The following is a 13,428-nucleotide window of genomic DNA, read 5'->3' as shown; positions in this document are numbered from 1 at the left end:
AAAAGTTAGATGAATAAAAATTTAAAAAATAAAATCTCAGACAAGCTTGTTAACGCATTTTTAAAAAATAAAATAATCTCACCACTGCCTCAAAAAATTACAAAAAAACTTATTGACGCTGATGAATTTAGAAAATTATGTGAAAGTAAAATTAAAGAACCTATTATTGGATTTAAGGCTGGTGGAACAGGAATTCCTGTAATGAAAAAATTAAAAGAGAAAGAACCTTTTTACGCTTCTATTTACAAAAGAAATTTTCTAAAAAGTGGAAAAAAGGTTAAGATTAACAAATTTACTTTAGGTATAGAGTTAGAAGTTTGTTATTTGATTAAAAAAAATTTCTTTCTATCAAAAGGTGCGATAACTATGAAAAATATTTCTAAATATATTTCTCATATGGCACCGTGCATTGAGGTTGTAGGTTATAGACAAAAAAAGAAAGGTGTTACATCTTTTGGTGATTTATCTAGCGATTTTGGTGCAAATGTAAAATTTTTAATTGGACAAAAGAAAAAGTATAAAAAAATTAATATTAGTAACCTTAAAACAATTATTTCAAATAAGAAAATAAATCAGACTGTCTCAGGTAATACAGGGGCTGTTTATATTAGCCCTCTAAATTCACTTCGTTTTGTACTAAACAAACTTAAAAAAGATAAAGTAAATCTTAGTAAAGATTTCTACGTATTTACCGGTTCAACAGTTGGCGTTGTTCCCATACTTGGTAAGGGATTGTATGCAGGTAAAATTGATAAGCTAGGTTCAGCAAAAGCTATCATCCATTAATGGGATTGCATTTTACATCAGAAGAATTTTCTAAAAGAAAACGAGATGTTTTAAAATCTATTAAAGAGCAAAATTTAGATGCTCTTTTAATGTTCAGGCAGGAGTCTATGTATTGGCTTACAGGATACGATACTTTTGGATATGTTTTTTTTCAAACTCTTATCTTGGATCAAAAAGGTAATGTTATTCTTTTAACTCGTGCACCTGACTTAAGACAGGCACAAAACACATCTAATATTGAAGATATTAAAATTTGGGTCGATAAAGATGGAATAAATCCAACTAATGACCTTAAGCAGATATTAAATGAACTTGACTTAAAAGGTAAAAAAATTGGTATTGAGTATGAAGCTTACGGTATGACAGGTCGTAACGCTTTAAGACTTAATAAATCACTAGAAGGTTATTGTGAGGTAGAAGATCAATCAGAATTAATCACCAAACATAGGATTATAAAATCTCAAGAAGAAATTGTTTATGTGAAAAAAGCTGCTGAACTTGCTGATCAAGCACTTGATGAGGCATGGAAATATGCAAAAGCTGGTGCTAGTGAAGCAAAGATTTTAGCTGAAATGCAAAGAGTTGTTTTGGAGGGTGGTGGTGATTATCCAGCAAATGAATATATAATTGGATCAGGACACAATGCATTACTATGTAGGTATCAATCAGAGAAAAGAGTTTTATCTGAAACTGATCAGTTAACTATTGAATGGGCTGGAACATTTAAACATTATCACTCAGCAATGTTTAGAACTATCCCCATTGGTAAAGCTGATCCAAGACATATTAAAATGCACGAAGCTTGTGTTGAGGCTTTAAATAATTGTGCAAAAACTTTAATACCAGGAAAAACTGCTGGAGATGTATTTAATATACATGCTAAAACTTTTGATGATCTTGATTACAATAAAGCAAGAATGAATGCTTGTGGTTATTCATTGGGTTCGACCTTCTCTCCCAATTGGATGGACTGGCCAATGCTATACACAGGTAATCCTTATGTAATCCAACCTGGCAATGTCTTCTTCATGCACATGATATTGATGGATTCAGATAGCAATTTAGCGATGAATTTAGGAGAAACGTATTTAGTTACAGAGAATGGCAATGAAAGATTAGGGAAACAAAAACTGGATTTAGTTGTTCTTTAGAAATCGTAGTTTTGCATTTAAAATATTATATAATTAATTGCAGTACCAAAGATTAGCTACCTTGATATTTTGATTGGAAAATGTGTATTGGTATTTTTCTTCATAAATTAACTCACAATCTCTAGGATTGGATCTTTTTATATTTCTAACATTTTGATAAGCGATCAATGGTCTTACTTTTGCGGAGTCTAGTTCTGTGTAATTTTTAAAACAAGAAAAACCACTTTTAACTAAAAATTCCCTAACATATGTATCCCCATAAACACAGATTTCATTATTTACAGAATTAGAACTTGTATATTCAATAATTTTTTTTTGTAAATTTTTATTACTGATACCCCAATAATCAACTTCAAAAGTTTTGTCTATTTTATTTGTTTTGGCGAATGAATTTAACCAAGTGTATTGATAAGGATTGATTGAAAAATTTTCAACCATGAAAAATAAGGCACATGGTATGGTCATTAAATAGAACAATTTTTTATTAAGTAAAAATATATTCAATAATGATACTAAAAAAATCATTGGGATTAAAAACATAATATGTCTAATCTCATCATATAAAGCGATATCCTTTAGAATGAATATTAAAATTATTGAAATTGGACTTATCAATAATGTTAAATAATAAATCTTGGTAATCGTATCTTTTTTAAAAATTTTATTTTCAATCAGCGGGAATAAAAAAAATCCAAAAATTATTATTACGGGTAGTTTAAAAAATAGCCAAATAAAATAGTAACTTGCAGGTAAATTTAGAGACTTAAGGCAATCACCAAGTGTTAATGTGCAAACATTTTGTTGATATTTACCCATCCATTTAATGGAATTAAAAAACTCTAATGGATTGTGCCAAAATACAGGATTCAAAATGAAAAGAAATAATAAAAATGAAATAAAAAAATATAAAATTAAATTTGAACATTTTTTTATGATAGATTTGAAATCTACAGTAGTATTGTTAAACGCTATCAATAATGTAATTAGATATAGAATAAAAATGATAATTCCTGAAATTCTAATACTAATCAAGTAAGCAGAAAAAAAAGATAAAATAATAATATTTATAATTTTTATTTTATTATCATTAATTATATTTTCTATAAAAACCAAAAATAAATATGAATTAATTAACCAGACAGATAAAAAAGGAATGTCTTTAGGATTAATTTGTGCATGACCAAATAGGTAAGGATAAAAAATATAAATTATAGTTGAAATTAATGCAAAATTAAAACTTTTAGATATTTTTTGTGCTAACAAGTAAAAAAAGATTGCTGATATAGAAAAAATTATAAACACTGCAGCATTTTTGGCTATTAAATAAGATCCATAAAAACTAGCACCACTAACCATTTCAGTTAAACTTAACAAAGCAAATTGTATCGGTTGACTAAATAAATGAAAACCAATTCCATGATATTTATCTCTATAATCAATCAAGTTTTGATATTCACCTGTGGTAAAAAATAACTTAATACCTTCTAGATTTATAAGCCAGTTTTTTTGCTCGTGATATGCATCGTGTGATATTCCAGTATTGATGCTCAACCAAACACCAAACAAAGTATAGATAGTTAATAAAATTAGTAATATTAAATTTTTTTTAGTCATCTCAATTATGAAATAATTTAGTATTTGTAAATTTTAAACAAATAAAGCTTATATAGAATAAAAAAAATGTTGGTTATCTTGAGTAATATTCTATTACCAGATTGGGTTCCATTACAACTGGATAAGGAACTTCATCAAACTTAGGAGTTCTAACAAAAGTAACTTTTTTATTTTTTTCGTCTAACTGAATATATTCTGGTGTTTCTCTTTCTTTATTTGCTAGAGCAATATCAATAAAAGCTAACTCTTTAGATTTGTCTCTGATTTCAATTACGTCTTCTTCTTTGACTATATAACTTCCGATGTTAACTTTTTTTCCATTAACTCTTACATGGTTGTGGTTAATAAGTTGCCTTGCTGAAAATACAGTTGTTGAAAATCTTGCTCTATAAACTACTGAATCAAGTCTTCTCTCAAGCAAACCAATTAAATTTTCACCAGTATCCCCTTTTAACATGGCAGCTTTTTTGTAAATATTTCTGAATTGTTTTTCGTTAATGTTACCGTAGTAACCTTTTAATTTTTGCTTAGCTTGTAGTTGAATTCCGTAATCAGATGGTTTTCCTTTTCTTCCTTGACCATGTTGGCCAGGACCATAATCTCTTTTATTAAAAGGACTTTTAGGTCTTCCCCATAGGTTAATTTTTAGCCTTCTGTCTATTTTATGTTTAGCACTTATTCTTTTTGTCATATGATAGGAGGGTTTATAAACTTACTCCTTATTTTGTCAATCAACCTTTTTTGGACAAACTAGCGAATACACTCAATAAAATACGTGTTTCCTTCTGAGAAAGCTCCATTTTAGAAAAAATGCTTCTTAAGTTTTCGAGCATGATAGGTCTCTTCTCCAACGGTTTGAAAAAGTGTTTTTCCTCTAATTTTTTGATGCATAAGTTAGTCATTGCTTGGATATCCTTCTTGCTAGCTAAAGTCACTTTTTTTGATTTAGCGTACTTTGCACCCTTTGGATTAATAATACTTGCCACTGTATGTGCAATAATGATAACACTGTGAGATAAGTTTAAAGATTTAAAATCAGGATTAGTTGGGATTTGCATAGTATAATTAGCATAACTAATTTCATTATTAGATAAGCCAGACGCTTCAGAACCAAATAAAAAAGCTATTTTTTTATTAAAATCAATTTTTTTTAAATCCTCTAGATTAATGTGTTTAATGTTTTTATTTCTAAATCTTGCAGACGTTGCAATAACGTAATCCACTTTTTTTACAGCAGATTCCAAAGTTTCATGTACTTTAGCGTTAATAATTAGATCTTTAGCACCAACAGAAGTTGCTAAAATCTTATCATTTGGAAAAATTGTTTTTGGTTTAACAATGATTAGCTTTTTAAAATTAAAGTTTTTTATAGCTCTAGCACAAGCTCCAATATTTTCAGATAATTGAGGTTGATGTAAGATAAACGAGATATTATTAAACGACATTAAAGACTTGCTGGGGCATTATCTTTAAACAATTTATAATCCAAACTATCAACCAATGCTTTAAATGAAGCATCAATAATGTTGGCTGAAACACCAATTGTAAACCAATTTTTACCCTTTGAGTCTGTGCTTTCTATTGAAACTCTTGTGATGGCTTCTGTACCTGTATTTAAAATTCTAACTTTATAATCAACCAACTTGAGATCTTTTAAATAATTAGAATATTTATTTAATTTATCTACATTTTGTCTAATAGCATTATCTAATGCATTAACAGGGCCATTACCATCACCTTCACAAATAATTTTTTCACCATCCACCTCAAGTTGTGCTTTAGCAGAAGAAACAATTACCCCTGACGAATCTTTTTTAACAGAAACATCGTATTCTTTAATCAATATATATCTTGGTATTTTGCTGATAATTCTTCTAGCTAACAATTCAAACGATGCATCTGCACCGTCATAACTATAACCAATAAACTCTCTATCTTTTACTTCATTTAGAAGTTTTTTAATTTTAGGATCATTTTCCTTTATTTCAATACCAATAGTTTTTAATCTTGAGATTATATTGGATTTTCCAGATTGATCTGACACTACAATATTTCTAGAGTTTCCAACCTCTTCTGGATTTATATGTTCATAAGTTTTTGGGTCTTTTTGAACTGCAGAAACGTGTAGTCCACCTTTATGAGAAAAAGCTGCAGCACCAACATAAGGTAAATGCTTATTAGGTTTTCTATTTAATATTTCATCTAACAGTCTTGAGCATTCTGTTAAATTTTTAATATTTTCAGGTTTAATTTTTAATTGAAATTTAGATGAAAAATCTTCTTTTAAAAAAAATGTTGGAATTAATGACATTAAATTAGCGTTACCACATCTTTCGCCCAAACCATTAATAGTTCCCTGCACTTGTCTAACCCCAGCCCAAACAGCAGCTAAAGAATTAGCAACAGCATTACCTGTATCATTGTGAGCATGTATACCTAAATTTTTCCCAGGGATAGTTTTAGAAACTTCTGTAACTATTTTGGTAACTTCATGAGGTAAGGTTCCTCCGTTAGTATCACACAATACAATCCATCTTGCTCCCTCATCAAATGCCACTTTAAGACATGATAAAGCATAATTTGGATTAGCTTTGTATCCATCAAAGAAATGTTCTGCATCAAAAATGAATTCTTTATTTTCTTTAACAAAGTGTTTTACTGTTGCTTTGATGTTTTCTAAGTTTTCTTCATTAGAAATACCAAGGGCTATATCAACATGAAAATCCCAAGATTTTCCCACAATACAAACTACTGGCGTGTTTGAATTTAAAAGTGCTGATAGACCTGGATCATTATCTGCACTACGACCAGTTTTTTTAGTCATCCCAAATGAAGTTAGTTTAGCATTATTAAATGAATGTTTTTTTTGAAAAAATTCAGTATCAGTAGGGTTTGCTCCTGGCCAACCACCTTCAATATAATCAACACCTAAATTATCTAGAGCTAAGGCAATCTTCAATTTATCATCTACTGAAAAGTCTACACCTTGTGTTTGTGCACCGTCTCTTAGTGTTGTATCAAATATAAAAAGTTGTTCTTTGCTCATTTTAGTTTCCAAATTGTTTTACCATCTTTGTCTTCTATTAAAACCCCTTTATCTAAAAGCTTATCTCTAATAATATCTGCTTCTTTATAATTCTTGTCTTCTCTTGTTTTATTTCGAAGAGCAATCATTTCCAAAATTTCACCTTCATTAATAGATGATTTTTTCTTTTTAAACTCAATCCATTCTTCTTTTGTTTTGTTTAAAATACCAATGAAATTACAAGCTAAAACAAATAAACTTTTCTCTTCGTTACCTCCCTTTAAAGCTTTGTCATAAAGTTGATGTAATTTTGCAATGTAACCAGGTGTATTCAAATCATCGTATAACGGAGATAAAATATCTTCATCTAAAATTGTTTTGTCATTTGATGGTATGTAAACTTCATACCATTTATCAATGGTATTTTTACAATCTTCTAGGAGCTTTTCGTTCCAGTCCAATGGCTGTTTGTAGTGAGCACTCATAAGAGCAAGTTTTAAAACTTGTCCATCAACTTTGTCTTTAAAATCTTTAATCTTTATTATGTTACCTGTAGATTTAGCCATTTTTTCATTGGACATGGTAATAAATGCGTTATGAATCCAATAATTTGCAAAAACTTTAGTATCATTAGCACATCTTGATTGTGCAATTTCATTTTCATGATGAGGGAAAATTAAATCTATTCCACCTCCATGGATATCAAATACGTCACCTAAGTATTTCTTAGACATCGCAGAACATTCTAAATGCCAACCAGGTCTTCCTTTGCCCCAAGGCGAATCCCAAGCAGGCTCATCATCTTTAGAAGGCTTCCACAAAACAAAGTCTTCAGATTTTTTTTTGTTCTCTGAAACTTCAACTCTAGATCCTGCAATTAAGTCTTCTAATTTTTTATTAGATAGTTTTCCATAATCTACAAATTTACTTACTTCAAAGTAAACATGATTATTTGCCTCGTAGGCAAAATCTTTTTCTATTAAAGATAATATCATTTCAATCATAAGATTAATATGATTTGTAGCTTTTGGTTGTTGTGTTGGGTCATCTAAGTTTAAATAATTACAATCATCATTAAAATCTTTAATAACATTGTTCGTTAATTCAGATATTAAAATATTTTTGTCTTTTGCTGATTTAATTATTTTATCATCAACATCAGTAATGTTTCTTATATAATTTATTTTATCATGCCCATATTTTGATTTTAAAACTTTGTATAAAATATCAAAAATAACAAGAGGTCTTGCATTTCCTATGTGTGGGTTATCATAAACAGTTGGACCACAAACATACATGCCAATGTTTTCTTTATCTAAGGGAATAAATTTTTCTTTTTGGTTACTAAGATTGTTTGTTAAAAAAATATCTTTATTCATTACTTTAGAATTATACTTTAATTATAGATTTGTGAATCTTTTAGATTAGTTGGGAATCTTGCAAACTGGAATTGGCTCCATTTTATGCAAGTTTATATTTCTTATTTTTTGGTATTTTTCACGATTTATTGAATTTACATTATTCATTGCTTCTTCTAATTCTTCGTATCTAAGACCTAACTGACCTTCATCAGTTCTGCCATCATCCCATAATCCATCAGTTGGTGCAGCATCAATTATTTCTTGAAGAATATTAATGGATTTACCTATTTCCCATACTTCTGATTTGTTACAATCTGCAATTGGGGAAATGTCTACCCCACCATCTCCATACTTCGTATAAAACCCTACACCAAAATCCTCAACTTTATTTCCAGTGCCGACTACAATACCTTTGTTTGCAGCTGCTACTTGATAAAGAGTAGTCATTCTAAGTCTTGCTCTAGAGTTTGCCATACCAAGTTCACTGTTAAAATTAAATAGCGAACTCTCAAATGTTTCAAATAATTTATCTAAATTTAGTGTGTGTGCTTCAACATTATCAAAGTTTTTAACAAGCCATTCTTGGTGTTTTAAGCTTAAGTCATGTTGTGATGATTTTTGTTTAATAGGCATAGATAAAACAATTGTTTTTATACCCGTCATTGCACTCAACGTACTTGATACGGAAGAATCTACTCCTCCAGAAATTCCAATGATTAAAGATTGAGCCTTACTTGGCATCTTTTCTACGTAATCTTTAATCCAATTGCTTATAAATTGTGCTTTTTCTAATGGTTTCATTATATAAAATTTAAACAAAATTGTATTTAATACAATGCTCTAAGATGCCGCTTTAATATTTTTTTTAGAATATGCAGCATTTTTTTTAATCTCGTCAGAAATCAAAAAAGCTAACTCCAATGCTTGGTTAGCGTTGAGTCTTGGATCACAATGAGTGTGGTAACGGCTAGATAAATCTTGATCAGATATTTTCTGAGCACCACCTGTACATTCTGTAACATTTTGACCTGTCATTTCAATGTGTAATCCACCTGCATAACTTCCTTCGCTTTGGTGACATTCAAAAACATTTTTTACTTCTTTAACTACGCTGTTAAATGGTCTTGTTTTAAATCCAGTTGTAGCCTTAATTGTATTGCCATGACAAGGGTCACATGACCATATTACATCTAAACCTTCTTTTTTAATTGCCCTAATTAATTTTGGTAAAAATTTAGAAACATTTTCATGACCAAATCTAGAAATTAAAGTTATTTTACCTTTTTCATTTTTTGGATTAATTTTATTACAAAGATTTATCAAGTCTTCTGCTTTTAATGTTGGTCCACATTTAATTCCAATTGGATTTTCAATTCCCCTACAAAACTCAACATGTCCTCCATCTAACTGTCTGGTTCTATCACCTATCCAAACGAAGTGAGCAGAAGTATCATGATATTCACCTGTAGTAGAATCTACTCTTGTCATAGCTTGTTCAAAAGGAAGTAATAAAGCTTCATGTGAAGTCCAAAAGTTTACTGTTTTTAATCTTCTATTAAATTCTGAATTAATTCCACACGCATCCATAAATGCCAATGCATCTGCAATTCTATCTTCTAAATCTTTAAATTTTTTGGCTGCTGGAGAGTTTTTAATAAAACCCAAGTTCCAAGTATGTACTTTTTTAAGATCAGCAAAACCTCCGTGAGAGAATGCTCTTATAAGATTAAGTGTAGATGCAGACTGTGAATAAGCTTTAAAAAGTCTTTTAGGGTCTGGAACTCTTGATTTTTCATTAAATTCCATTCCATTAATATTGTCTCCTAGGTAACTAGGTAGTTCAACGCCATCAATATTTTCAACAGGGGAACTTCTTGGTTTAGAAAATTGGCCAGCAATTCTTCCAAGTTTAATAACTGGTAATGATGCGGAATAAGTAAGTACAAGCGACATTTGAAGTATTAGTTTAAATGTATCTCTAATATTATCAGGGTGAAATTCTGCAAAACTTTCCGCACAATCTCCACCTTGTAATAAAAAAGCTTTTCCATCAACAACATCAGCAAGTTGTTCTTTTAAATGTCTCGTCTCACCAGCAAAGACTAATGGGGGAAAACTTTTAATTTTACCTAAAACGCCATCCAAATCTTTTTGATCCGGATATTCCGGAATGTGTTTTACAGGATAATTTCTCCAGCTATTTATTTTCCAATTTTTCATATTCAACCTAGGGGTGTTGTAGCAGAGTTTAATTATTATTCAACTGTCACTGATTTTGCTAAATTTCTAGGCTTATCGATGTCATAACCTTTTTTAAGAGCTGAATAATAAGCCAATTTTTGTAATGGAACAGTTAATAAAAAAGGTAACAAGTCATCATTAGCACTTTCAACTAATACAGTTTCCCAAATATTTTCTGAAAAAACTTCGTCTTTGCTCTTGTTAGTAATTAATAAAACTTTAGCACCTCTTGCTATTACTTCCTGCATATTAGAAATTGTTTTTTTATAATAATTATCTCTTGGAGCTAAAACAACTACTGGCATTCCATCTTCAATTAAAGCTAAAGGACCATGCTTCATTTCACCTGCAGGGTACCCTTCAGCATGCACATATGCTAATTCTTTTAATTTTAACGCCCCCTCTAATGCAATTGGATAAGAAAAACCCCTCCCTAAAAACATCGAACCTTTTGCATCTGTAAATGAACTAGAGACTGTTTGGATTTTGCTCTCTGTAAGCAAAGTTTGCTCAACTAACTTAGGTAATATCTTTAAGTCTTTAATTTTGTTTAAATATAAATCTTTATCTAAATCTTTTCTCAAAATTCCTAGTTTTAATACCAGGATATAAAGAACCAGCATTTGCCCCATAAAAGCTTTTGTAGAAGCTACACCAATTTCTGGCCCACAATGAATTGGTAAAACAAATTTAGAATCTCTTGCAATCGAACTTTCTATAACATTAACCACACTACAAGTTTTCATATTATTTTTATTACATAAATCAAGGGCCGCATAAGTGTCAGCTGTTTCGCCAGACTGAGAAACAAAAATGTATAAATTATCGTTTTTAAATCTATTTTTTCGATATCTGAACTCAGATGCAACATCAATTGTTACATCAAGTGTAGTATTTTCTTCAAACCAATATTTTGCCATTAAGCAAGAATGGTAAGCGGTTCCACAGCCAATTAAAGTAACTGAAGAAATTTCTTTTATATCCCATGGAAAATTATAAATATTGATGTCGTTATTAATTTTATCGACATACTCATTTATACAGTTCTTTAATGTTGTTGGCTGTTCCTCAATTTCTTTAGCCATAAAGTGTTTAAAATCTCCTTTGTCATAATCCTGCTCTTTTGAAGATAATTCTAAAATTTTTTTATTAACTTTTAAGCCTTCTTCATCAAAAAACTCAACTTGGTCTTTTTTTATGATGCAAAATTCCCCATCATTCAAATAGGAAATTTTATTAGTCATAGATTTTAAGGCATAAGAATCTGATCCTAGATAATTTTCGTTAGGACCATAACCAACTGCAAGTGGAGACCCTCTTCTTGCACCCACTATAAGATCATGCTGATTTTTAAAAATTATTCCTAAAGCAAAGCTTCCATGAAGCTGTTTTAAAGTTTTAATAATTGCATCCTTTAAATTAATTTCTTTTAAATATTCTGTTATTAAATGAACAATTACCTCTGTATCTGTCTGAGATTTAAATACATGGCCTTTGTTAATTAAATATTTTTTTAAAATAGTAGAATTTTCAATAATACCATTATGCACTACAGATACACTTTCTGATGAATGAGGATGTGCATTAATAGTATTTGGAATTCCATGAGTTGCCCATCTAACATGTCCAATTCCAATTGGACCTGACATATTTTTTACTGCAAGATTTTTTTCTAAAATATCAACCCTACCTTCAGATTTTGCTTCATTTAATATGCCATCTGATAAAGTTGCAATACCTGAAAAGTCGTAACCTCTATATTCTAACTTTTTAAGAGAATTGATAATTGCAGATGACACCGATTTATTACTAGCTATTCCTATAATTCCACACATATTATTTTATTTTTCTTTTATAATTTTTAACTTCTGTTTGAGTGGTTCTAGATAAAGCTAATGAATTTTTTTTAACTTTTTTTGTGATCACTGAACCAGCACCAACAATACTATTTTTTTCAAGAGTAATAGGTGCAATTAATGAAGAATTAGAACCTATAAATACATTGTCTTTAATTTTTGTTTTACTTTTTTTTACACCATCATAATTACAGGTAATTGTGCCAGCTCCTACGTTTACACCTTTACCTATTTCACTATCACCAATGTACGATAAATGATTAACTTTTGATTTTTTTCCAACTGTACTTTTCTTAACTTCTACAAAATTTCCAATTTTTGATCCTTCTTCAAGAGTAGTACCTGGTCTTAATCTTGCATAAGGTCCAACTTCAACTTTATTTTTAATTTTACAATCTTCTAAATGCGAAAATGAATTGATAGTTACATTATTGCCAATTTTAACTTTTTTTCCAATGACAACATATGGATTAATAGTAACGTTTTTTCCAATCTTAGTATCTTTTGAAAAAAAAATAGTTTCAGGTCCGATCATCTTTACACCAGACTTTATAAAAAATTTACGAAGTTTTTCTTGTTCGATGTTGGAATTTATATGTTTCATCTGGAAATATTTTTATATTAAGTGTATAGATATCTTAATTCACAATTTATTTCTTAAAAATACTTTAATGACTCAAAATTACTCAATATTATTTGACCTAGATGGAACATTAGTTGATACGGCGCCTGATTTAATGAATGCTCATAATCATGTAATGAAAAAATATGGTTATCCAACAAAATCTACTGCAGATATTAGAAATCTGGTTGGACAAGGAGCTGGGGCTATGATTGGTAGATCTATATGGGGACAAGCCAAAAAGGAGTTTGGTAAAATTGATGACCAAAAAATTAAAGATGAAATGGTTAAGGATTTTGTTAATTATTATGGAAAAAATATCATTAAAGAAAGCACACTTATCAATGGTGTAAAAGATTTTTTAAAATGGTGCAAAAAAAAAGAAATTTCAATGGTAGTTTGTACTAACAAACAAGAACACTTAGCGATCGACCTTTTAAAAAAAATTGGAATTTATGATTACTTTGAATACGTTGCTGGATCAGATACTTTTGATTATTGTAAACCAGATCCAAGACACATAACAAGTATAATTGAAATCATTGGTGGTGATGTAAAAAAATCTCTTATGTTTGGTGATAGTGAAACTGATGCAAATGCTGCAAAAGCTGCCTCTGTTCCTGTTATTTTATTAGAAAATGGTTATACAGAAAAAAATTCTAACGAAATTTACCATAATCATTTGATAAAAGACTTTATCGGTGTGGAAAAAATAGTTTCAACTTACTTAAAAGATTGATTTAATTTTTTTTCTTACTATTAATAGGTTTGC

The 13,428-nt window shown here is 29.5% G+C and carries 12 protein-coding genes; 3 read left to right on the top strand and 9 right to left on the bottom strand.

The genetic code is table 11. From position 1 onward, the window contains the following. Positions 1-9 precede the first annotated feature (9 nt). On the top strand, positions 10-786 hold the full coding sequence (locus ABXT55_RS02565) for a fumarylacetoacetate hydrolase (protein ID WP_415285194.1): 777 nt from the start codon (positions 10-12) through the stop codon (positions 784-786). Then, positions 786-1,937 carry a M24 family metallopeptidase gene (locus ABXT55_RS02560; protein ID WP_415285193.1) on the top strand — a complete coding sequence of 384 codons (1,152 nt, stop codon included), beginning with the start codon at positions 786-788 and terminating at the stop codon, positions 1,935-1,937. The genes ABXT55_RS02565 and ABXT55_RS02560 overlap by 1 nt, the downstream gene beginning before the upstream one ends. Before the next feature lie 33 nt (positions 1,938-1,970). Here ABXT55_RS02560 and ABXT55_RS02555 read toward each other — a convergent pair whose 3' ends face one another. The 9 genes from ABXT55_RS02555 to ABXT55_RS02515 form a co-directional block, all read right to left on the bottom strand. Continuing rightward, on the bottom strand, positions 1,971-3,551 hold the full coding sequence (locus ABXT55_RS02555; RefSeq protein ID WP_415285192.1) for a hypothetical protein: 1,581 nt from the start codon (positions 3,549-3,551) through the stop codon (positions 1,971-1,973). A 73-nt stretch (positions 3,552-3,624) separates the two neighbouring features. Further along, on the bottom strand, positions 3,625-4,242 hold the full coding sequence (gene rpsD / locus ABXT55_RS02550) for a 30S ribosomal protein S4 (RefSeq protein ID WP_415285191.1): 618 nt from the start codon (positions 4,240-4,242) through the stop codon (positions 3,625-3,627). 40 nt (positions 4,243-4,282) lie between these two features. Next, the gene (locus ABXT55_RS02545; protein ID WP_415285190.1) at positions 4,283-4,996 is read right to left on the bottom strand and encodes an RNA methyltransferase; all 714 of its coding nucleotides are present in this window, start codon (positions 4,994-4,996) and stop codon (positions 4,283-4,285) included. Continuing rightward, positions 4,996-6,597 carry a citramalate synthase gene (gene cimA, locus ABXT55_RS02540; RefSeq protein WP_415285189.1) on the bottom strand — a complete coding sequence of 534 codons (1,602 nt, stop codon included), beginning with the start codon at positions 6,595-6,597 and terminating at the stop codon, positions 4,996-4,998. Before cimA ends, ABXT55_RS02545 begins: the two co-directional genes overlap by 1 nt. After that, positions 6,594-7,955, bottom strand: a complete 1,362-nt coding sequence (gene cysS, locus ABXT55_RS02535; RefSeq protein WP_415285188.1) for a cysteine--tRNA ligase — start codon at positions 7,953-7,955, stop codon at positions 6,594-6,596. The genes cimA and cysS overlap by 4 nt, the downstream gene beginning before the upstream one ends. A gap of 45 nt (positions 7,956-8,000) precedes the next feature. Further along, positions 8,001-8,738, bottom strand: coding sequence for an NAD(+) synthase (gene nadE, locus ABXT55_RS02530; protein WP_415285187.1), 738 nt, complete (start codon positions 8,736-8,738; stop codon positions 8,001-8,003). A 39-nt stretch (positions 8,739-8,777) separates the two neighbouring features. Beyond that, positions 8,778-10,157, bottom strand: coding sequence for a class II 3-deoxy-7-phosphoheptulonate synthase (locus ABXT55_RS02525; RefSeq protein WP_415285186.1), 1,380 nt, complete (start codon positions 10,155-10,157; stop codon positions 8,778-8,780). Positions 10,158-10,192: 35 nt separating this feature from the next. Beyond that, complete coding sequence (glmS, locus tag ABXT55_RS02520; protein WP_415285185.1) at positions 10,193-12,013, bottom strand: glutamine--fructose-6-phosphate transaminase (isomerizing); 1,821 nt, start codon at positions 12,011-12,013, stop codon at positions 10,193-10,195. Between the two features lies 1 nt (position 12,014). Beyond that, a complete protein-coding gene (locus ABXT55_RS02515) occupies positions 12,015-12,638 on the bottom strand; it encodes a DapH/DapD/GlmU-related protein (protein ID WP_415285184.1) in 624 nt (207 codons plus the stop codon). Positions 12,639-12,705: 67 nt separating this feature from the next. Here ABXT55_RS02515 and ABXT55_RS02510 point away from each other — a divergent pair, with 67 nt between their 5' ends. Further along, on the top strand, positions 12,706-13,395 hold the full coding sequence (locus ABXT55_RS02510) for an HAD-IA family hydrolase (RefSeq protein ID WP_415285183.1): 690 nt from the start codon (positions 12,706-12,708) through the stop codon (positions 13,393-13,395). The last annotated feature ends 33 nt before the right edge of the window (positions 13,396-13,428 follow it).

It is taken from the genome of Candidatus Pelagibacter sp. Uisw_130 (assembly GCF_047722505.1).
Lineage (GTDB): Bacteria > Pseudomonadota > Alphaproteobacteria > Pelagibacterales > Pelagibacteraceae > Pelagibacter.
The sequence above is the reverse complement of the archived record's forward strand: the minus strand, read 5'-3'. Positions and strand labels throughout refer to the sequence as shown.

Coding starts and splice junctions, on each gene's coding strand:
- ABXT55_RS02525 (WP_415285186.1), bottom strand. CDS start 10,157: ATGAAAAATTGGAAAATAAATAGCTGGAGAAATTATCCTGTAAAACAC.
- ABXT55_RS02560 (WP_415285193.1), top strand. CDS start 786: ATGGGATTGCATTTTACATCAGAAGAATTTTCTAAAAGAAAACGAGAT.
- nadE (WP_415285187.1), bottom strand. CDS start 8,738: ATGAAACCATTAGAAAAAGCACAATTTATAAGCAATTGGATTAAAGAT.
- ABXT55_RS02510 (WP_415285183.1), top strand. CDS start 12,706: ATGACTCAAAATTACTCAATATTATTTGACCTAGATGGAACATTAGTT.
- ABXT55_RS02545 (WP_415285190.1), bottom strand. CDS start 4,996: ATGTCGTTTAATAATATCTCGTTTATCTTACATCAACCTCAATTATCT.
- cimA (WP_415285189.1), bottom strand. CDS start 6,597: ATGAGCAAAGAACAACTTTTTATATTTGATACAACACTAAGAGACGGT.
- rpsD (WP_415285191.1), bottom strand. CDS start 4,242: ATGACAAAAAGAATAAGTGCTAAACATAAAATAGACAGAAGGCTAAAA.
- cysS (WP_415285188.1), bottom strand. CDS start 7,955: ATGAATAAAGATATTTTTTTAACAAACAATCTTAGTAACCAAAAAGAA.
- ABXT55_RS02515 (WP_415285184.1), bottom strand. CDS start 12,638: ATGAAACATATAAATTCCAACATCGAACAAGAAAAACTTCGTAAATTT.
- ABXT55_RS02555 (WP_415285192.1), bottom strand. CDS start 3,551: ATGACTAAAAAAAATTTAATATTACTAATTTTATTAACTATCTATACT.
- glmS (WP_415285185.1), bottom strand. CDS start 12,013: ATGTGTGGAATTATAGGAATAGCTAGTAATAAATCGGTGTCATCTGCA.
- ABXT55_RS02565 (WP_415285194.1), top strand. CDS start 10: ATGAATAAAAATTTAAAAAATAAAATCTCAGACAAGCTTGTTAACGCA.